This window comes from Pectobacterium sp. IFB5596 (genome assembly GCF_021432585.1).
Taxonomy (GTDB): Bacteria; Pseudomonadota; Gammaproteobacteria; order Enterobacterales; family Enterobacteriaceae; genus Pectobacterium; species Pectobacterium punjabense.
In genome coordinates, this window is the sequence record NZ_LXFY01000031.1 from 80183 (window position 1) to 100930 (window position 20748).

The 20748-nt window shown below is 52.5% G+C and carries 18 protein-coding genes; 2 read left to right on the forward strand and 16 right to left on the reverse strand.

The features are described 5' to 3' along the window. The first annotated feature begins 12 nt into the window (after window positions 1-12). Window positions 13-207 carry a DNA gyrase inhibitor YacG gene (yacG, locus tag A6301_RS19305; RefSeq protein WP_107167991.1) on the forward strand — a complete coding sequence of 65 codons (195 nt, stop codon included), beginning with the start codon at window positions 13-15 and terminating at the stop codon, window positions 205-207. A 43-nt stretch (window positions 208-250) separates the two neighbouring features. On the opposite strand, the gene mutT is transcribed toward yacG, so the two are convergent. From mutT to secM, 3 genes are all read right to left on the reverse strand, one after another. Beyond that, window positions 251-646 (reverse strand): 8-oxo-dGTP diphosphatase MutT, encoded by a 396-nt coding sequence (gene mutT, locus A6301_RS19310; protein WP_107167990.1) that lies wholly within the window; start codon window positions 644-646, stop codon window positions 251-253. A gap of 90 nt (window positions 647-736) precedes the next feature. After that, window positions 737-3439, reverse strand: a complete 2703-nt coding sequence (gene secA, locus A6301_RS19315; RefSeq protein ID WP_107167989.1) for a preprotein translocase subunit SecA — start codon at window positions 3437-3439, stop codon at window positions 737-739. Between the two features lie 111 nt (window positions 3440-3550). Continuing rightward, window positions 3551-4066: a secA translation cis-regulator SecM gene (gene secM, locus A6301_RS19320; protein WP_205540266.1), complete on the reverse strand. Its 516-nt coding sequence runs from the start codon at window positions 4064-4066 to the stop codon at window positions 3551-3553. A 26-nt stretch (window positions 4067-4092) separates the two neighbouring features. Between secM and A6301_RS19325 the strand changes: the two genes are divergently transcribed. Beyond that, complete coding sequence (locus A6301_RS19325) at window positions 4093-4620, forward strand: DUF721 domain-containing protein (RefSeq protein ID WP_107167987.1); 528 nt, start codon at window positions 4093-4095, stop codon at window positions 4618-4620. Window positions 4621-4632: 12 nt separating this feature from the next. Here A6301_RS19325 and lpxC read toward each other — a convergent pair whose 3' ends face one another. The 13 genes from lpxC to A6301_RS19390 all read right to left on the reverse strand — a co-directional run bounded on the left by lpxC (window position 4633) and on the right by A6301_RS19390 (window position 20744). Next, window positions 4633-5550 carry a UDP-3-O-acyl-N-acetylglucosamine deacetylase gene (lpxC, locus tag A6301_RS19330; RefSeq protein ID WP_039278868.1) on the reverse strand — a complete coding sequence of 306 codons (918 nt, stop codon included), beginning with the start codon at window positions 5548-5550 and terminating at the stop codon, window positions 4633-4635. Between the two features lie 104 nt (window positions 5551-5654). After that, window positions 5655-6806: a cell division protein FtsZ gene (gene ftsZ, locus A6301_RS19335; RefSeq protein WP_005975217.1), complete on the reverse strand. Its 1152-nt coding sequence runs from the start codon at window positions 6804-6806 to the stop codon at window positions 5655-5657. Between the two features lie 68 nt (window positions 6807-6874). Beyond that, window positions 6875-8131 (reverse strand): cell division protein FtsA, encoded by a 1257-nt coding sequence (gene ftsA / locus A6301_RS19340; RefSeq protein WP_010298002.1) that lies wholly within the window; start codon window positions 8129-8131, stop codon window positions 6875-6877. Beyond that, the gene (gene ftsQ / locus A6301_RS19345; RefSeq protein WP_107171053.1) at window positions 8128-9009 is read right to left on the reverse strand and encodes a cell division protein FtsQ; all 882 of its coding nucleotides are present in this window, start codon (window positions 9007-9009) and stop codon (window positions 8128-8130) included. The genes ftsA and ftsQ overlap by 4 nt, the downstream gene beginning before the upstream one ends. Before the next feature lies 1 nt (window position 9010). After that, window positions 9011-9931, reverse strand: a complete 921-nt coding sequence (locus A6301_RS19350; protein WP_234258521.1) for a D-alanine--D-alanine ligase — start codon at window positions 9929-9931, stop codon at window positions 9011-9013. A gap of 8 nt (window positions 9932-9939) precedes the next feature. Next, window positions 9940-11400 carry a UDP-N-acetylmuramate--L-alanine ligase gene (murC, locus tag A6301_RS19355; RefSeq protein ID WP_107171051.1) on the reverse strand — a complete coding sequence of 487 codons (1461 nt, stop codon included), beginning with the start codon at window positions 11398-11400 and terminating at the stop codon, window positions 9940-9942. A gap of 62 nt (window positions 11401-11462) precedes the next feature. After that, window positions 11463-12554 (reverse strand): undecaprenyldiphospho-muramoylpentapeptide beta-N-acetylglucosaminyltransferase, encoded by a 1092-nt coding sequence (murG, locus tag A6301_RS19360; protein ID WP_215484554.1) that lies wholly within the window; start codon window positions 12552-12554, stop codon window positions 11463-11465. Further along, on the reverse strand, window positions 12551-13753 hold the full coding sequence (ftsW, locus tag A6301_RS19365; protein ID WP_107171049.1) for a cell division protein FtsW: 1203 nt from the start codon (window positions 13751-13753) through the stop codon (window positions 12551-12553). The genes murG and ftsW overlap by 4 nt, the downstream gene beginning before the upstream one ends. Then, window positions 13753-15069 (reverse strand): UDP-N-acetylmuramoyl-L-alanine--D-glutamate ligase, encoded by a 1317-nt coding sequence (gene murD, locus A6301_RS19370; protein WP_234258522.1) that lies wholly within the window; start codon window positions 15067-15069, stop codon window positions 13753-13755. The genes ftsW and murD overlap by 1 nt, the downstream gene beginning before the upstream one ends. Window positions 15070-15072: 3 nt before the next feature. Then, the gene (gene mraY / locus A6301_RS19375; RefSeq protein WP_010298023.1) at window positions 15073-16155 is read right to left on the reverse strand and encodes a phospho-N-acetylmuramoyl-pentapeptide-transferase; all 1083 of its coding nucleotides are present in this window, start codon (window positions 16153-16155) and stop codon (window positions 15073-15075) included. Next, a complete protein-coding gene (gene murF / locus A6301_RS19380) occupies window positions 16149-17510 on the reverse strand; it encodes a UDP-N-acetylmuramoyl-tripeptide--D-alanyl-D-alanine ligase (protein ID WP_205540269.1) in 1362 nt (453 codons plus the stop codon). The genes mraY and murF overlap by 7 nt, the downstream gene beginning before the upstream one ends. Continuing rightward, a complete protein-coding gene (gene murE / locus A6301_RS19385) occupies window positions 17507-18994 on the reverse strand; it encodes a UDP-N-acetylmuramoyl-L-alanyl-D-glutamate--2,6-diaminopimelate ligase (RefSeq protein ID WP_234258523.1) in 1488 nt (495 codons plus the stop codon). Before murE ends, murF begins: the two co-directional genes overlap by 4 nt. Next, on the reverse strand, window positions 18981-20744 hold the full coding sequence (locus tag A6301_RS19390; protein WP_107171045.1) for a peptidoglycan glycosyltransferase FtsI: 1764 nt from the start codon (window positions 20742-20744) through the stop codon (window positions 18981-18983). The genes murE and A6301_RS19390 overlap by 14 nt, the downstream gene beginning before the upstream one ends. Window positions 20745-20748: the final 4 nt, after the last annotated feature.

The following is a 20748-nucleotide window of genomic DNA, read 5'->3' on the forward strand; positions in this document are numbered from 1 at the left end:
GAAAAGAACGTTATGACAACAGAGATTACGACGGTGAAGTGCCCAACCTGCAAACGAGCGGTTATCTGGAATGAAGCCAGCATCTATCGCCCCTTTTGCAGCAAACGCTGTCAGCTCATCGATTTAGGCGAATGGGCTGATGAAGAAAAACGCATTCCAAGCGATGATATGGTTTCAGACAGTGAAGACTGGAGCGAAACGCGCTAACAGCAACGTTTCGCGATAATGAGTTCAAACAGAAAATCGTAGATTAAAGCGATTTCAGCCAGCGGATCATCTCCGCATTCGCTGGCGGAAACTCTTCCTCGCGCAGCGCCTCCACGCTCACCCAGCGAGATTCCTGACCTTCCCGCCCATAGGGCTCACCCTGCCACGTTTCAACCAGAAAGAAATGAAGTGTGATGATTCTCTCCGGCGTAGAAAACGTTTTGCTGTTTAGCGGCTGCGGTGCGCTCGCTTCGATGCCCGTTTCTTCACGCAGTTCACGAATCAGCCCCTGCTCTGGCGTTTCTCCCTCTTCAATTTTACCGCCGGGAAACTCCCACATCCCTGCCATATGAACGCCATCGGGACGACGAGCAATGAAGTATTGCTGATCCGCATTGCGGATGATGCCCACTGCGACGGATAACTGTTTTTGCGTCATGACAATTCCTATCAGATTCTTACCAAGTAAAAGGCGGTCAATGACCGCCTTTACACTTATCACCAATTAATCACTGGATTCAGCAGTCAATTATTTCTGTAAGCGACCGTGGCACTGCTTATATTTCTTACCTGAACCACATGGGCAAGGATCGTTACGCCCAATCTTACGGTCTGCCTGCGCCGGTGAACCTGTATTCAGGCTATCTTCTTCCTGATGGCTCAGTTGCTGCTGCCTAGCCAAACGTTCAGCTTCTTCGCGACGTTGCTGCTCCAGCGCTTCGATCTCTTCCGGCATTCTCACCTGGACTTTGCTCAGCGTACTGATCACTTCATATTTCAGTGATTCCAACATCGCGGCAAACATAGAGAACGACTCACGCTTATATTCTTGCTTAGGATCTTTCTGCGCATAGCCACGTAAGTGGATACCCTGACGCAGGTAATCCATTGCCGCCAAATGCTCTTTCCACAAGGAATCCAGCGTCTGCAACATCACGCCTTTCTCGAAGTTGCGCATGACTTCATTGCCAACCACTTCTTCTTTGCGATGATAAACTTCAAGCGCCTGCTGGAAAATACGCTCACGCAGCGTTTCTTCATGCAATTCAGGCTCTTTATCCAGCCACGCCTTGACTGGCATATCCAGATCGAAATCGTTCTTCAGGCGCTGTTCCAGGCCTTCCGTATCCCACATTTCTTCCAGAGATTCCGGTGGAATATAGCTGTCGATCGTCGCTTTGAATACATCTTCACGAATGCTGGTGATGGTTTCGCTGATATCAGACACATCCAGCAGTTCGTTGCGCTGTGTGTAGATCGCGCGACGTTGGTCGTTCGCCACATCATCGTATTCCAGCAATTGTTTACGAATATCGAAGTTACGGCTTTCCACTTTACGCTGTGCGTTCGCAATCGCCTTAGTGACCCACGGGTGCTCAATCGCTTCGCCCGGTTTCATCCCCAGCTTGCGCATCATGTTGGAAACACGATCGGAGGCAAAGATACGCATCAGCGCATCTTCCATCGACAGATAGAAGCGTGATGAACCCGCATCCCCCTGACGACCGGAACGGCCGCGTAGCTGATTATCAATACGGCGAGATTCATGGCGCTCAGTACCGATAATATGCAAACCGCCCGCAGCTAATACGGCATCGTGGCGCACTTTCCAGGCCGCTTTAATTTCTGCAATTTGCTCGTCACTTGGGTTTTCCAGATGAGCAACTTCTGCCTGCCAGCTACCGCCCAATACGATGTCCGTACCACGACCGGCCATGTTGGTAGCAATAGTAACCGCACCAGCCTGACCCGCCTGAGCAACGATGTCCGCTTCCATGGCATGGAATTTCGCATTCAGCACGTTGTGTTTAATGCCCGCTTTTTCCAGCGCATGAGAAACCACTTCTGATTTCTCAATCGAGATCGTACCGACCAGAATCGGTTGACCTTTTACGGAACGATCTTTGATATCTTCAATGATGGCATCGATTTTTTCCTGCTCGGTCATGTAGACCAGATCGGGCAAGTCTTTACGAATCATCGGACGGTTAGTCGGTACTACAATCGTATCCAGCTTATAGATAGAGCTGAATTCAAACGCTTCGGTATCTGCCGTACCGGTCATACCCGCCAATTTTTCATACAAGCGGAAGTAGTTCTGGAAGGTAATGGAAGCCAGAGTCTGGTTTTCATTCTGAATAGCCACTTTCTCTTTCGCTTCCACAGCCTGATGCAGGCCATCTGACCAGCGACGCCCCTGCATGGTACGGCCAGTGTGCTCGTCGACGATGATCACTTCACCGTCTTTCACAATGTAGTCCACATCGCGGGTAAACAGCACGTGCGCACGCAGCGCGGCGGTCACATGGTGCATCAGCATAATGTTCGTCGGAGAGTACAGCGATTCTCCCTCTTCCATAATGCCTTCTTTCACCAGCAGTTCTTCTACCAGAACCAGACCACGCTCGGTGAGGTTAACCTGACGTGCTTTTTCATCAACAGAGAAATGACCTTCGCCTTGGAAAGTATCGGAATCTTCTTTCTCCTGACGGATCAGGTGAGGGATAATTTTATTGACGCTAATATAAAGCTCAGAGCTATCTTCAGCCGGACCGGAAATGATAAGCGGCGTACGTGCTTCATCGATCAGGATGGAGTCAACCTCATCCACCAGTGCGTAGTAAAGTTTACGTTGTACACGCTCTTCTGGGCTAAATGCCATGTTGTCACGCAGATAGTCAAAGCCGTATTCGTTATTGGTTCCGTAGGTAATATCGGCGGCGTAGGCTTCACGCTTCGCTGGCGCAGGCATCCCCGGCAGGTTAATACCGACGCTCAGGCCAAGGAACTCAAACAGCGGGCGGTTATTTTCGGCATCACGCTGTGCCAAATAATCGTTCACGGTAACTACGTGTACGCCACGGCCAGTCAATGCATTCAGGTACGCAGGTAAGGTTGCCGTCAGCGTTTTACCTTCACCGGTACGCATCTCCGCAATACACCGCTCATTCAGAACCATACCGCCAAGAAGCTGTACGTCGAAGTGACGCATGCCAAATACACGTTTACTGGATTCACGCACTACAGCGAAAGCTTCCGGCAGCAGGCTCTCCAGCGTTTCGCCTTTCTCCAGACGAGCACGGAACTCCAGCGTTTTCGCCTGTAGTTCCTCATCGGAAAGTTTTTCCATTCCTGGCTCTAACCGACTAATAACATCAACATTTTTACGCATACGACGCAGCGTACGATCGTTACGGCTACCAAAAATTTTGGTTAAGATATTCATGACCATAATAGTTTTAATCTCACAAGTGCCACGTATCCAGTGGCAATACAATATCGAAAACCTGAGAAACTCAGCAAAAAACGAGAGAAATTTCTTCAGCTAATTATCATTACACGTTCAGCTGATGAGGTATGGTCCTGCGCGGATGCCACGGATTTGGGCAAGCCAGATACCGATTTGATGATATGCCTGAGGATAAAAAGTGACTCGTCCAGCATGGGGAGAGATCACGAAGGGATACTGGGAATCCTGCGTCAACAGCGCATTTAGCGTATCCAACAAAACCAGAGAATGAGGCTCTAGCTCGTCAGCCTGTTGGGCATTGGCCGTCTGTGGCGTCGTCAATGCAAAAGAAAGGTGACGAATGACAGTGCGTATCGCATGCTGATGCCAATAATCAACGCTGTAGGACGAGCGTCGATGCGCTTCTTTTAGCGCCACCAGATCGGTAAGGCTCAGCGATACGTTATTCTGCCGACTAACGCTGGAGCTTGAATTAGGAAGTGAGGCGATGTCCTGTGAGTCGTTCAGGCTTGTCGGCAGACCAAGACTCGCCGCGACCATCCCTAATAAGAGATGCGGCCAGAAATAACGTCTGCCAAATTGTCGCCAACGATTTAGAATACCAATCACGAGTAACATCCACCGGAGCCAGGTCTATGCGTGATAGCCGCCCACAATCACTGGAATTTCTGTTTGATAGCGCATCCATGTCGGGTAAAGGCCCGCTACAAGATGTGCAACAGCGCGCTATCGCCTTATTAAAACTCAACCGTGCCGTGCGCGGATTACTGCCTGCACCGTTGCACCCATGGTGCCGCGTCGCTAATTACCGGCAAGGTTTACTAATACTGGAAACCGCCAACGCCAGTTGGCTGATGCGGTTACGTTACGAACAACCTGCGTTGCTCTCTGCATTACGCGCACAAATACTACCATCATTGGCTTCAATCGACATCAGGATTAATCCAACGCTTGCCGCAAAAGGGCATGAAATCGTGAAAAATAGTGACATTGCAGCGCAAGAAATTACCGGGGATAAACCGTTGCGTCAGTTGAGTGAGCAAAGCGCGGAGACATTGAGGACGTTAGCAGGCAACAGCCCGGAAAAACTCAGAAAGATATTAGAACGACTGGCTTCACTGGCCGGAGAGGGTACCAGTAAAACCAGTCGTAATAAGAAGTGACAACGTCAGGCGTTACGCCAACACAATAGATGGCGCTTTAAACGCCAGCGGCATTTCAGCTTCATCTTCAAAGGTCACGTATTCCCACGCTTCCTGATTCGCCAGCACAGCCTGCAACAGTTTGTTGTTCAGAGCATGACCGGATTTAAACGCAGAAAACGCACCGATGATGTTATGACCACACATAAACAAGTCACCAATGGCATCCAGCATTTTATGACGGACAAACTCATCTTCAAAACGCAGGCCGTCTTCGTTCAGTACGCGATAATCGTCAACAACGATGGCACAATCCATACTGCCGCCCAGGCACAACCCACGAGACTGCAAGTATTCGATATCGCGCATGAAGCCGAAGGTACGCGCACGACTGATCTGGCGAACAAACGCATCGGCAGAGAAATCCAAACGATAGCGCTGGTTGCCCGCATCGATCGCTGGGTGGTTGAAGTCGATAGTGAAATCCAAGCTAAAACCGTTAAACGGTTTCATTTCGGCCCACTTGTCGCCGTCTTCAACGCGAACGGGCTGTTTGATACGTACGAATTTCTTGGCGCAGTTCAGCTCTTCGATACCCGCATCTAGCAACAGGTAAACGAACGGGCTGGCGCTGCCATCCATAATTGGAATTTCTGGTGCATCAACATCGATGACAATATTGTCAATGCCCAACCCTGCAAGCGCAGCGTTAAGATGCTCCACCGTAGAAATACGCACGTCATGCTCATTAACCAGGCAAGTACAGAGCATGGTATCACGCACGGATTTTGCATCAGCCGGGAAATCAACCGGGGGATTCAAGTCTGTGCGGCGATAGATGACCCCGGTATTTGCCGGTGCAGGACGCATGGTCAAGGTGACCTTCTTGCCGGTATGTAACCCGACACCAGTCGCCTGAACAATACGTTTTAATGTACGTTGTTTGATCATCATTTTATCTCGCATGTTACTGAACCTACCGACCTAGTATAGACCAGGCTCGGTGGCACAGTTTAGCACAAAGAGCGGAGATTCCAACGTTATCTGGCAGCAAATTAGTCTGCCTGCTTACGCAGAAACGCTGGGATATCCAGATAGTCTGGCTCTTTATTTGTCTGCGGATTCTGGTCGTTAACCACTTTAGCAGCCGGTTTTTCCTGCGCCAGCGGCGTCATGCCGTGTTGCTGGTAACGATGATCCATCACAGGCTGGCTGGCCTGCTTATTTGTCACCAGAGTAATCTCAGGACGTTTGTCCATACCAATACCCGTCGCAACAACCGTTACACGCAGTTCATCATTCATTTCTGGGTCAAGCGACGTACCGATTACTACGGTCGCATTGTCGGACGCGAATGCACGGATGGTGTTACCTACCGTCTCGAACTCATCCAGGCGCAGGTCAAAGCCCGCCGTGATGTTGACCAGCACGCCACGTGCACCAGACAGATCGATATCTTCCAACAGTGGGCTGGAGATTGCCATTTCAGCCGCTTCTTCTGCACGGTCTTCACCGCGTGCAACGCCGGAGCCCATCATGGCATAACCCATTTCGGACATCACGGTACGCACGTCCGCAAAGTCGACGTTCATCAGACCTGGACGCGTGATCAGCTCGGCGATACCCTGCACCGCGCCTTTCAGTACGTCATTTGCCGCACCAAACGCATCCAGCAGGGAGATCCCGCGCCCGAGTACTTTCAACAGCTTGTCGTTCGGAATGGTGATCAGCGAGTCGACGTGCTTAGACAGCTCGGCGATACCCTGCTCCGCAAACGCCATACGCTTTTTGCCTTCAAAGTTGAAAGGCTTGGTCACTACAGCGACGGTCAGAATGCCCAGATCTTTGGCAACTTCGGCCACAACGGGTGCAGCACCTGTACCTGTACCACCGCCCATACCGGCGGCGATAAACACCATATCCGCACCTTCCAGTGCTGAACGCAACGCTTCGCGATCTTCTTCAGCCGAGTTACGGCCGACTTCTGGATTAGCGCCTGCACCCAAACCTTTTGTGATGCCGCTACCGATCTGAATTGTCTGGCCAACCGCTGTTTTACGTAATGCCTGCGCATCCGTGTTGACTGCAAAAAACTCGACGCCTTCGATGCGCTCACGCACCATGTGTTCGACGGCATTACCACCGCCGCCACCGACGCCGATGACTTTAATCACCGCGTCGTTGGTTAATTCCATTGGTTCAAACATAATTTCTCTCCGTTTGTGCCTGTAACTGCGAGATCATAAAACTGTGCCAGGTGATCTCTTTGATAAAATTAGAATTCTTTCCTCAACCAGCTGTTGATTCGTTTGAACCAGTTGCTCACTGAGGCACGTTTTTCGACTTCATGCTCACCACCCAGATGAGATTCTTTCCCGTAATGCAGCAACCCAACCGCCGTTGAGTAATAAGGCTCTTGGGCATAATCCGTCAGCCCTGTTATATTCATTGGTTGTCCAATACGCACCTGTGTATGGAACACACGCTGCGCACAAGCCGCCAGACCGTCTATTTGCGCGGCACCGCCCGTCAGCACAATCCCTGCTGCCAGATGGTGTTTTACGCCCTGTTGACGCAACTGCTCCTGCAACTGTAAAAGTTCATCGTTCACCAAGTTCAACAGCTCGGTGTAACGTGGTTCAATCACTTCCGCCAGTGTCTGTCTTTGCAAACTGCGGGGTGGACGTCCTCCAACGCTCGGGACCTCCACATTCTCATCTTTGCCAACGATCGCGCCTAATGCACAACCATGACGCACTTTGATCGCTTCAGCATCCGTCGGCGGCGTGCCAAACGCGTAGGCAATGTCGCTCGTAACCACGTTGCCTGCATAAGGAATCACTTTCGTGTGTCGCAATGCACCACCGGTGTAGACCGCGATATCCATTGTGCCGCCGCCGATATCAACAACGCACACGCCCAGCTCACGTTCGTCTTCTGTCAAAACCGCATAGCTGGAAGCCAATCCTGCGAAAATCAGTTGGTCGACCTTTAAACCACAGCGTTCAACGGCTTTAACAATATTCTTCGCCATATCGTTATGGCAGGTTATCAGGTGGACTTTCGCCTGCATACGCACGCCAGATAAGCCAACTGGGTTTTTAATCCCTTCCTGATAATCGATCGCATACTCCTGTGGGATCACATGGAGAACACGGTGTTCATCGCGCACACGCACGGACTTGGCGGTATGCACCACACTTTCTACGTCGTCCTGCGTCACCTCTTCTTCTGAAATAGGCACCATCCCTATTTCATTCTGGCAACTGATGTGTTTTCCCGATAGCGCCAGATACACGGAAGAGATCTGACAGTCTGCCATTAACTCCGCCTGATCAATCGCGCGTTGAACACACTTAACGACTGATTCCAGATCGTTTACGCCGCCTTTATCCATTCCACGTGACGGGCAACTACCTACGCCAATAATATTGACCATGCCATCGGGCAGGACTTCCCCTACCAGCGCAGCCACTTTCGCTGTACCGATTTCCAGCCCAACTACCAGTTTTCTGTCCGTCGACTTGATCATTGTTGTTTAGCCTGTGTCTGTTTCTGGTTACTGTTCTGTTGCTGATCAATGTCTTGTTGCTGACCAACTCGCTGCCGATCAACATGTTGTTGATCAAGCAAGGCTGGAGCCCAACCTATCGCGGCCCCGCTGTCGTATCGCAAATCTACATGGCTAATACGTTTGTTTTCGCTCTGAGCCTGCCGCTGCAACAGCGGATAAAGTTCAATAAAGCGTTGCAGACGTTTAGCCCTATCGTCCCGCCCCAATTCGAGGCGAGTATCATCGTCTAATCCCAGTTGCCATGAATGCCGTGCACTCATCGCAACCGTTTTTAACGTAAACTTTCCGGCGGCTAGCGTCTGACTCATGATGCGATAGCCTTCCAATACTTCGGTTTCACTGCCTTCCGGGCCATACAGCAACGGCATCTTACGGTTACCAACACGTTCAGCGGGTACACTGAACGAATTTCCTTCCGCATCAACCATTAGCTGATCATTCCAACGCGCTACCGGTACATATTCAACCAGATGAATCTTTAATTCGTCCGGCCACTGCTTACGTACGCTGGCCTGTTTTATCCATGATAGACGTTCGATCTGCTGCTGGATCACGTTCACATCCTGTGTCATGAACGTTCCCGGCGACCCCAACGACAAAATTGCCTGACGAATATCGTCATTGGTGGTGTACTGCCTTTCCCCTGTTACTGCCATACGAGAGAGCGGCAGGCGGCTGGCGTCTTTCATCCACCCCACCACCATCCAGCTTCCCCAGACGATCGTCCCTATCACCATCAGCAGGAAAACAATTCCTGCCAATTGGCCTCCATTACTGCGACGTGTTCCTTTCGGTTCAGGCTCTCGTCCGCGTGTATTCAGCGCTGCCTGCGACATATCAGCCAGCAAGCTCCAGAATTTTCACGACCAGTTGCGAGAAAGTCAGGCCACGTTGACGCGCCGCCATAGGAACCAGGCTGTGGCTCGTCATCCCTGGAGACGTATTCACCTCAAGCAAGTAGAAAGCACCATCGCTATCCAACATAAAATCGACGCGTCCCCATCCGCTACAATCCACCGCACGATAAGCTGCCATCGCCAGTACCGCTAATGCCTGCTCTTGATCGTCAGGCAAACCACTTGGGCAGAAATACTGGGTATCATCTGACAAATACTTCGCTTCATAGTCGTAAAACGTACCCGCAGGCTGAATGCGAATAGCAGGTAATACCTCATCACCCAGGATAGCGACGGTATATTCTGGGCCACTCAGCCATTTCTCGACCAGAACATCGTCATCATGACGGAATGCTTCTTCCAATGCCGCAGGCAAATCACTAAGCGCGTTCACTTTGCTCATGCCGACGCTGGAACCTTCACGGCTTGGTTTGACAATCAGTGGCAATCCAAGATGAGTGAATTTCGCCAGCAATTCATTTGCCGCCGTCTCTGAATACTGGCGCCGAGCCAATGCCACGTAAGGCGATACCGGTAATCCGACCGCCTGCCACACCTGTTTGGTGCGGAGCTTATCCATCGTCAGTGCGGATGCCATGACGCCGCTACCGGTATAAGGCAGTTCCAGAAATTCCAAAACACCCTGCAATGTGCCATCTTCACCACCGCGACCATGTAAGGCGATGAAAACGCGGGTAAAGCCTTCTTCCTTCAATTTCGTCACAGGGAAGTCACGGGTATCAACCGCATGGGCATTGATGCCAGCTTCCTTCAGGCCAGCCAAGACCGCCTGACCGGAAAGTAACGACACTTCACGTTCAGCAGAGGTTCCACCAAGCAATACAGCAACTTTCTCAGTCATGATGTTCCTCATTCACTTATCTGCGGCTGTAATCTGGAATCAGCCAGTTTACGCGCCAGTTTACCGATGTTGCCGGCTCCCTGAACCAAAATCAGGTCTTCGCCTCGCAGCGCCTGTGACAACAGTTCCGGTAAAGTATCCACATCTGTTACCAGAATCGGATCAATCTTACCTCTTCCGCGAATGGTACGGCACAGTGAACGGCTGTCTGCGCCCGGAATCGGCGATTCTCCTGCGGAATACACATCCAGCATCAGCAGCACGTCAACCTGCGATAACACATGCGCGAAGTCGTCATATAAATCGCGGGTTCGCGTATAGCGATGCGGCTGAAAAATCATAACCAACCGCTTATCTGGCCAGCCAGCGCGTGCGGCTTTAATCGTAGCATCAACCTCTGTCGGATGATGACCGTAATCATCCACCAACATCGCTGTTCCACTGTGCCCATTTACCAATTCGAGAGGATATTCACCGAGAAAATCAAAACGACGCCCAGTCCCCTGAAAACGTTCTAGCGCGCGTAGAATTGCCTCGTCATCGATGCCTTCATCGGTCGCTACAGCAACCGCCGCCGCCGCATTCAGCGCATTGTGACGCCCCGGCGCATTCAGCGTAACGTTCAGCAACGGTTTATCTTTCCGCTCCAGCGTAAAGTGTCCTTGTGCGCCAATCTGACGATACCCAGCAACGCGCACATCAGCATCGTCGCTAAAACCATAGGTAATGATATGGCGGCCAACGCGTGGCAACAGTTCGCGGATGACCGCATCATCAACACACATCACAGCCTGACCATAAAACGGCAGGTTGTGCAGGAAATTAATGAACGTCTGCTTCAGGTTCTCAAAATCCCCCTGATAAGTGTCCATATGGTCAGCTTCAATGTTAGTTACAATCGCCACCATCGGCTGCAAATGCAGGAAGGACGCATCGCTTTCATCCGCTTCCGCAATCAAGTAACGGCTTGACCCCAGACGTGCATGCGTTCCCGCCGCTTTCACCAAACCACCGTTCACAAACGTTGGGTCCAATCCCGCTTCTGCGTAAATACTGGTGACCATCGCCGTTGTCGTCGTCTTGCCATGCGTACCCGCGACCGCAATACCGTGACGAAACCGCATCAGTTCCGCCAACATTTCAGCACGACGGATCACGGGAATACGAGCGTCATGCGCAGCGACAATCTCCGGGTTATCCGCCGTAATCGCACTCGATACCACCACCACGCTGGCATTCAGCACGTTCTCTGCACGGTGGTGGAAATAAATCTGTGCACCAAGATCGGTCAACTGCTGCGTTACCGCATTCGGTGCCAGATCGGAGCCGCTAATTTCATAACCTTCGTTGGCCAACACTTCGGCGATACCACCCATGCCAGCACCGCCGATGCCAACAAAGTGTATGTGCCGGACGCGATGCATCTCGGGCACGATTGAACGTAGTTTCGCCAGTTGTTGAGTATTCACGTTATTCTATCGCTACCTTGTAGCGTCACCGGACAGTCTCCTACCCGACAACGCTGTATTAATTAACCATGAGCCACGTGTGTGGCCCGACTGCCTGCCGCTGTACTGACCTCCGCCGCAACCCGTTCGGTTGCATCTGGAATCGCCACTGCGCGGGCTTTTTGCGCCATCGCCAGCAAAGTTGTGCGATCCCAAGCAGACAGCACCTCGCTAACAGATGCCACGCTAAACTGTGGCTGCTCAATAATTTTTGCCGCGCCAGCCTTTTCCAACGGCAGCGCATTCCAGTACTGCTGCCGATCTTTATGCTGAAACGGCACAAACAGAGCTGGTAGCCCTGCCGCTGCAATTTCACTGACGGTCAAGGCACCAGAGCGGCATACCACCACGTCTGCCCAAGCGTAAGCTGCCGCCATATCATCAATAAACTCGGTAATCTTGTGCTGAGTCTGCCCAACATCCTGATAAGCCAGTTGAACAGTTGATAGCGCACCTTTACCGACCTGATGCCAAATCGTAATACGCTCACCCAACTGCTCTGCCACACCGGGAAGCGTTTGGTTCAGCACTCTCGCTCCCTGACTACCACCGACAACCAGCACCCTCACAGGGCCTGAGCGATCGGCTAATCGTGTTTCCGGCGCAGGCAGTGCCAACACATCAGTTCTTACCGGGTTCCCCACAACATCTGCCTTAGGAAACGCCCCCGGGAATGCCTGCAATACCTTTTTGGCGATATGGGATAACCAGCGATTGGTTAGCCCTGCAATACCGTTCTGCTCATGTAGGACAACCGGAATGCCGCACAGCCAGGCAGCCAAGCCACCGGGACCGGAAACATAACCGCCCATCCCCAGCACGACATCAGGCTGGTAACGGCGCATAATCGCCCGCGCCTGACGCACTGCCTGAAAAATACGAATCGGTGCGCTTAGCTGCGCCCGAATGCCTTTACCGCGTAACCCAGAAATGCGGATAAAATCAATTTCGATACCATGCTTAGGCACCAAATCGGCTTCCATACGATCCGCTGTACCTAACCAGCGAACCTGCCAGCCCTGCGCCATCAGATGATGTGCAACCGCCAGCCCAGGGAAGACATGTCCACCTGTGCCGCCAGCCATCACCATCAAACGCTTGCCTTCGCCACTCATCGGGCACCTCTCGTAAACGCCTGCGCTTTTGTCAGACGCGTTTCAAAATCAATGCGTAACAACAAAACAATCGCCGTCGACATAATCAGCAAACTGGAACCACCATAACTGATCAGCGGTAGCGTTAACCCTTTCGTCGGCAGCATCCCCGCCGCTGCGCCTACGTTCACCAGCGTTTGAAAGCTAAACCAAACACCAATTGAACATGCCAGAAAGCCTGAAAAACGCTGATCGATCTCCAACGCCCGCTTTCCAATAGACATCGCGCGAAAAGCGACGAAGAATATCATTAACAACGCCAAAACCACACCGATATACCCCAGTTCCTCACCTAAAATAGAGAAAATGAAATCGGTATGTGCCTCCGGCAAATATTCCAGTTTCTGTACTGAATTCCCCAGGCCTTGCCCCCAGAACTCGCCGCGTCCAAACGCCATCAGAGATTGTGTTAACTGATAGCCATCGCCGAACGGATCATCCCACGGATTCCAGAAAGACGTTACGCGCCGCATACGATAAGGTTCAGCCACAATCAGCAGCCCAACGGCAAAGGCACCGGAACCAATGATCGCCAGAAACTGCCACATCTTAGCGCCGGCCAGAAACAACATCGCCAACGTCGTAATGAACAGCACAACCACCGTACCGAGGTCAGGCTGGGCCAGCAATAGCACTGCCAACACCACCATCACGCCCATTGGTTTGCAAAAGCCCCAGAAGTTGTTTCGTACTTCTTCAACTTTGCGCACCATATAGCTGGACAGGTAGCAAAACAACGCCAGCTTGGATAACTCCGCGGGCTGGATGCGTAACGGCCCCAGAGAAATCCAGCGCGACGCACCGTTGACCGAACTGCCTACCGCGAGTACAACCAGCAGCATGACCATGGCGAGCAATAACAGCACTGGACTATAGCGTTGCCATATTTCCATCGGGACACGCAGCGTAATTAACGACAAACCAAATGCTAACCCCAGATAAATCGCATCACGCTTCGCGAACAAAAACGGGTCGTTGGCAAGACGCTGCCCGACAGGCATGGATGCCGAGGTCACCATCACAAAACCAATCACAGCCAGGCCAAGCGTTAACCACACGAGCGTTCTATCGTACAGAACGATGCTCAGCGTATCGCTTTCGCGCGTCCCCATGACCCAGCTTTTGATGCGTTCAATAAACGCCAGCCCAAAGAACCGCATCAACCTAATTCCTTCGCCAGGCGAGCAAACTCATCGCCTCGCTGTTCAAAACTGCGAAACTGATCCAAGCTTGCACAAGCTGGCGACAGCAACACCATGTCACCGGGCTTAACGTGTTCGGCGATGATACGCATTGCCTGTTCCATCGTGTCTGTCTGCTCGGCAATTTCCGGGCGCAACGCAGCCAGTTGTTCACCATCACGTCCAAAACAATACAAGCGAATACGCTCACCCTGTAAATACGGCACCAGCGGCGAGAAGTCAGCAGATTTTCCATCACCCCCTAACAGCAGGTGCAACGTGCCGTCGACGGTCAAACCGCTTAATGCGGCCTCAGTGCTGCCCACATTGGTGGCTTTAGAATCATTGATCCACCGTACGCCATTGTGCTCGAAGGCCATTTGAAAACGGTGCGGCAGCCCGGTAAATGACGTCAATGCCGCCAGTGCAGAAGCCCGCGGAATCTTCACGGCATCAGCCAGTGCCAGTGCTGCTAATGCGTTCGTATAGTTGTGCTGTCCAACAAGCTTGATTTCGCGGGTGTTGAGTACACGTTCACCGTTCACCCGCAGCCAGGTTTCGCCCTGCTGGCGGTTAAGATGATAATCACCGACATCAACACCAAAACTGCGACAGCGCACATCTGCACCGCGAACCGGCATGGTCAACGCATCGTCTGCATTCACCACGCACAAATCTGCATTTTCATAGATACGCAATTTCGCTGCACGATACTGCTGTAGGCCAAACGGGTAACGGTTGGTGTGATCTTCCGTTACGTTCAGAATGGTAGCCGCTGCGGCATGCAGACTACTCGTCGTTTCCAGTTGGAAGCTCGACAGTTCCAGTACATACAGTTGAGCGGGCTGTTCCAGCAGTTGCAGCGCAGGAAGGCCAATGTTGCCACCGACGCCCACCTGCCAGCCTGCCGCGCGCGCCATTTCACCGACCAGCGTTGTCACCGTACTTTTACCGTTCGAACCGGTAATCGCCACAATCGGGGCCTGCGCTTCACGGCAGAACAGTTCGATATCGCCAACGATCTCAATACCAGCATCAGCGGCGTCACACAGAATCGGCGTCGCCAACGCCACACCGGGGCTGGCGACAATCAAATCTGCATTCATCAGCCAGTCTTCATTCAAGCTACCAAGATGTCGTTCCACCTGTTCTGGCAGCTTATCCAGACCCGGTGGACTGATACGGGTATCCACCACGCTCGGTACCACACCACGCGCGAGAAAGAAATCAACACAGGAAAGCCCGGTCAGACCCAACCCGATAATGACGACTTTTTTACCCTGATAGTCCACCATGTCTTATCGTACCTTCAGCGTTGCCAGGCCAATCAGCACCAGCATCAACGAAATAATCCAGAAGCGCACAATCACGCGCGGTTCCGGCCAGCCCTTAAGTTCATAATGATGATGAATGGGCGCCATGCGGAAAATCCGCTGCCCGCGCAACTTAAAGGACCCGACTTGCAGAATCACCGACAGCGTTTCGACGACGAAAACGCCGCCCATAATCACTAACAAAAACTCCTGACGTAACAGTACCGCGATAGTACCCAGTGCGCCGCCCAGTGCCAGTGAACCTACGTCTCCCATGAAGACCTGCGCCGGATAGGTGTTAAACCACAGGAAGCCGAGCCCAGCCCCCACAATCGCAGTACAGACAATCACCAGCTCGCTGGCATGACGGATATACGGAATATGCAAATAGCCGGCAAAATTCATGTTCCCTGTCGCCCATGCCACCAGTGCAAAACCTGCAGCAACAAACACGGTCGGCATGATTGCCAATCCATCCAGGCCGTCAGTCAGGTTTACGGCATTACTGGTGCCGACAATGACAAAATAGGCCAGCGCAACATACAGCAGACCCAATTGCGGCATCACGTCCTTGAAAAATGGCACAACCAGCTGCGTTGCCGGTGTATCTTTACCGATGGAGTACATAGTGAAAGCCACCACGAGCGCAATCACGGACTGCCAGAAGTATTTCCAGCGTGCAATCAACCCTTTAGTATCCTTACGTACCACTTTGCGATAATCATCAACAAAACCGACGGCGCCATAGCCCGCTAACACAAGCAGCACGCACCAGACATAAGGGTTAGACAGATTCGCCCACATCAAAACGGAAACGATAATCGCGACCAGAATCATCACGCCCCCCATTGTCGGGGTTCCACGTTTGCTAAAATGCGATTCTGGCCCTTCGTTACGCACAACCTGCCCAATCTGCAAACGTTGCAGCCAGGCGATCATATGCGGCCCCATCCATAGAGAGATAACCAATGCGGTCAGCAGGCTGACAATGGCGCGGAACGTCAAATAAGAAAAGACGTTAAAACCGGTATAAAGTTTGGCCAAATGTTCGGCCAGCCATACTAACATTGCGCATTCTCCTGTAATGCATGTACAACCTGCTCCATCGCAGCACTGCGTGAGCCTTTGACCAATACGCTGATGACGTTATGTTCTGACATCAGCACCTTCAAACGTGAAACCAGCGCGGCCTTATCATGAAAATGTTCACCATTGCCGCTGGCAGCGCCGATCAATTCACTCAACGTTCCCACACTCAATACGCAATCAATACCCGCAACACGTGCGGCTTCGCCTACTTGACGATGACACTCGGGGGCTTCCTCTCCCAGCTCTCCCATATCGCCGACAACCATCACACGGTAGCCCGGCATCTCCGCCAGTACCTGTGCTGCCGCCGTCATGGAACCCACATTGGCGTTATAGCTGTCATCCAACAGCAGCTTGCCTTCGGACAAGGCAATCGGAAACAATCGCCCTGGCACCGCTTGAAGTTGAGATAATCCTGTTTTAACGGCCTCTAGCGTCGCCCCGACGGACATCGCCAGCGCAGCCGCCGCCAGTGCGTTCGACACATTATGTCGACCAGGTAAAGGCAGCAAAACCTGCGTTTCGCCAAACGGCGTGTGCAGAGTAAAGCGCGTACCTTGTGCCAAAACGGCTACGTCGCTGGCAAAAAAATCGATATCGCAAGCAGCCTGCGGCGAGAACCGCCAAACGGTTTTATGATTCAGTGTGGCCTGCCAGTGCGGGAAATCGTTACTGTCCGCATTCACGATCGCAACGCCGTCTGCTGGCAAACCAGAAAAAATCTCACCTTTCGCCTGCGCCACGCCGGCCAGCGAACCAAAGCCTTCCAGATGCGCAGCAGCCAGATTATTGACCAGCGCACTTTCCGGCCGCACCAGATCGGTGGTATAGGCAATCTCACCAATGTGATTCGCCCCTAGTTCAATCACTGCAAACTGGTGTTCCGCCGTCAAACGAAGCAGCGTTAACGGCACGCCGATGTCGTTATTGAAGTTACCCGCGGTATACAGAACCGAACCGCACTGACGCAGAATCGCCGCGGTCATCTCTTTAACCGAGGTTTTGCCGGAAGAACCGGTCAGTGCAACAACGCGCGCCGTTGACTGCTGGCGAACCCAGGCCGCCACTTGACCTAATGCTAAACGTGTATCGCTTACCAACAGTTGGGGAACATCAAGAGGTAAGTGCTTACTGACTAACAGAGCCGCCGCACCGCCTTTTACCGCGTCTGCGGCATAATCATGCGCATCAAATTTCTCGCCTTTCAGCGCAACAAACAAACAGCCGGACGTCAGCTTACGCGTATCCGTTGAAACATCGTCAATATCAATGTTTTCACCAATGAGCTGCGCATTCAGCACCGTGGCAAGCTGCTGTAGGGAAACGCGAATCATGCGATCACCCCCAGCAGACGAGCAACAGTGATGCGATCGGAATAATCAAGACGCTGATTGCCAACCAGTTGATAATCTTCGTGTCCTTTGCCCGCAACCAGCACCACGTCATTTTCCTGCGCCTGCATGATCGCGCTAGTGACAGCTTCAGCACGTCCGTGAATCACCTGAACCCGCCCGGCATCCAGCAGCCCGGAGAGAATATCGGCAACAATTGCCTGAGGCTCTTCACTGCGCGGGTTATCATCAGTCACTACAACACGATCGGCCAGTTGTTCTGCGATGCCGCCCATAAGTGGGCGCTTACCTTTATCGCGATCGCCGCCGCAGCCAAACACACACCAGAGTTTACCCAGACAGTGCAAACGCGCCGCTTCAAGCGCTTTTTCCAGCGCATCCGGCGAGTGAGCATAATCAACAACGACCGTTGGTTTGCCTTCAGCATGGAAAACTTCCATGCGCCCACATACGGGTTGTAGTTGCGATCCGGCGATGACGAGCTTGTCGAGCGGATAACCTAGAGACAGCAATGTTGCCAGCGCCAACAGCATATTGCTGACGTTAAACGCGCCCATCAGGCGACTTTCAATTTCGCCATGTCCCCAGCTTGAATCAAACGCAATCGTGGCGCCGTTATCGTGATAATCAATCTGTGTCGCTTTCAGCCAGCGCCCACGGCAGCCGGGGACCAAATTGTTTTCCATCGTCACAGCAACCGCATCCGGCAGCTTCGCCAGCCAACGCAGCCCAACCTCATCATCAGCATTGATAATCATCTGACCAACGCGATGCTCAGCGAACAACGCCCACTTGGCCGCTTCATAGCTTTCCATATCGCCGTGGTAATCAAGATGGTCGCGGCTCAAGTTGGTGAACACGGCCGCCGCAAACGGCAGCGCGGCCACACGGTTTTGTACCAGCCCATGGGAAGACACTTCCATTGCGGCAAAGGTCGCGCCTTGCTCTACCAGTTGGCTCAGCACCTGCTGAACATCTACAGCAGACCCTGTTGTATTCTCTGTCGGAATGGCACGCCCCAATAGGCCATTGCCTACGGTGCCCATCACGGCACTCGTTTCGCCTAACGCCTGGCTCCACTGAGCAAGAAGCTGAGTCGTTGTCGTTTTTCCATTGGTTCCCGTTACACCAACCAGCTGTAACCTTTCCGCAGGCTGACGATAAAAACGGCCTGCCAGCGCGGAAAGCCGCTGGTTCAGATTACTGAGATAGACCACTGGCACACCGTGCATTTCGCGAATCGTACCGTCAGCAGCTTCACCTTCTGCTTCGGCAACAATCGCTGCTACGCCTTGCGCAATTGCCTGCGGAATATAGCGCCGTCCATCTGCTTTGTGCCCGACAATCGCGACAAACAGATCCCCGGCAGCCGCAACGCGGCTGTCTAATGTCATTTCCCGCAGCGCACACGCCGGGGTGTCTTGCACCCACGGAGCAAGTAAATCGCGCAAATTACGATCTGCCACCTGATCCCTCTTCTCTATTAATTACAAACTCGTTTTTGTCGCCCGCAGGTAACGCATCCGGTTCGATATTCATCGTACGCAGAACGCCCCCCATGATGGCGCCAAAGATTGGCGCAGAAACCGCGCCGCCGTAGTACTTCCCTGCCTGCGGATCGTTGATCACGACAACCAGAGCAAAACGTGGGTTACTGGCTGGCGCCACACCCGCCGTATAGGCAATGTATTTATTGATGTATTTACCATCTGGACCGACTTTCTTGGCCGTACCGGTTTTAATCGCGATACGGTAGCCTTTGATCGCAGCCTTGGTGCCGCCACCGCCGGGCAGTGCCACGCTTTCCATCATGTGCACCACGGAACGCACGAGCGCTTCTGGGAAGACGCGCTCGCCAGGCACAGGGGGATCAACTTTGGTAATCGACAGCGGACGGTAAATACCGAAACTGCCGATCGTGGCATAGACTCGCGCTAACTGTAACGGGGTTACCATCAGCCCATAGCCGAAAGAAAAGGTGGCCCGCTCTACGTCAGACCACCGTTGTTTTTGAGGATATAAGCCACTGCTTTCTCCGACCAACCCCAAATTGGTCGCTTTTCCTAATCCAAAGCGGGCGTAAGTGTCGACCAGCGCAGAGGAAGGCATCGCTAACGCCAGCTTAGACACGCCAACGTTACTCGATTTTTGAAGAATACCGGCTAGCGTTAATTCGCTGTAGCGCGCCACATCTTTGATTTCATGACCGTTGACGTAGTAAGGCAGCGTGTTGAGTACGCTATTTTCTTTCACCACGCCGCGCTGCAAGGCCGTCATTACCACCATCGGTTTAACGGTAGACCCTGGTTCGAAGATATCGGTGATCGCGCGATTACGCATGATGTCTTTCGGCGTACCCGCCAGATTGTTCGGGTTATAAGACGGGCTATTCGCCATTGCCAATACTTCACCGGTATTCACATCGACCAGTACGGCCGTTCCCGATTCAGCTTTGTTAAAGGCCACTGCGTTATTAAGTTCACGGTACACCAGCGCCTGCAAACGCTCATCAATACTGAGCGCCAAATTATGTGCTGCCTGGCTGTCAACGGAGGAGATATCTTCAATCACGCGGCCAAATCGGTCTTTTCGCACGGTGCGTTCACCGGGTTGCCCGGTCAGCCAGCGGTCAAAACTTTTCTCTACCCCTTCGATGCCTTGCCCATCGATATTGGTGAAACCGATGAGATGAGAGGTAACTTGCCCAGAAGGATAGTACCGGCGAGACTCCTGCCGCAGATTAATTCCTGGCAATTTCAGCTTATGAACGTATTCGCCAATAGCCGGATTCACCTGACGCGCCAGATAAACGAAGCGCCCTTTCGGGTTAGCATTGATTTTGGTTGCCAACTGATCTAACGGAATATCGAGCGCGTCAGAAAGTGCTTTCCAGCGCGTATCCAGCGTGATGCCACCACGATCGTTCACTTCTTTCGGATCTGCCCATACAGCATTTACTGGCACACTAACGGCCAAAGGACGGCCAGCGCGATCGCTGATCATACCGCGCGCTGTCGGCACTTCCTGAACACGTAGGGAACGCATATCGCCTTCGCGCACCAGTTTGTCTGGATTGATCACCTGAAGATAAGCCGCGCGAGCCATCAAGCCAACCATCGCAAGCAGGATACAGCCGCAAAGCAACGCAAAACGCCAGCTAACAAAGCTGGCTTGTTCTTCTTGGCGCTTTAACTTTCCTGTACGGGCTGCTTTCATGCTT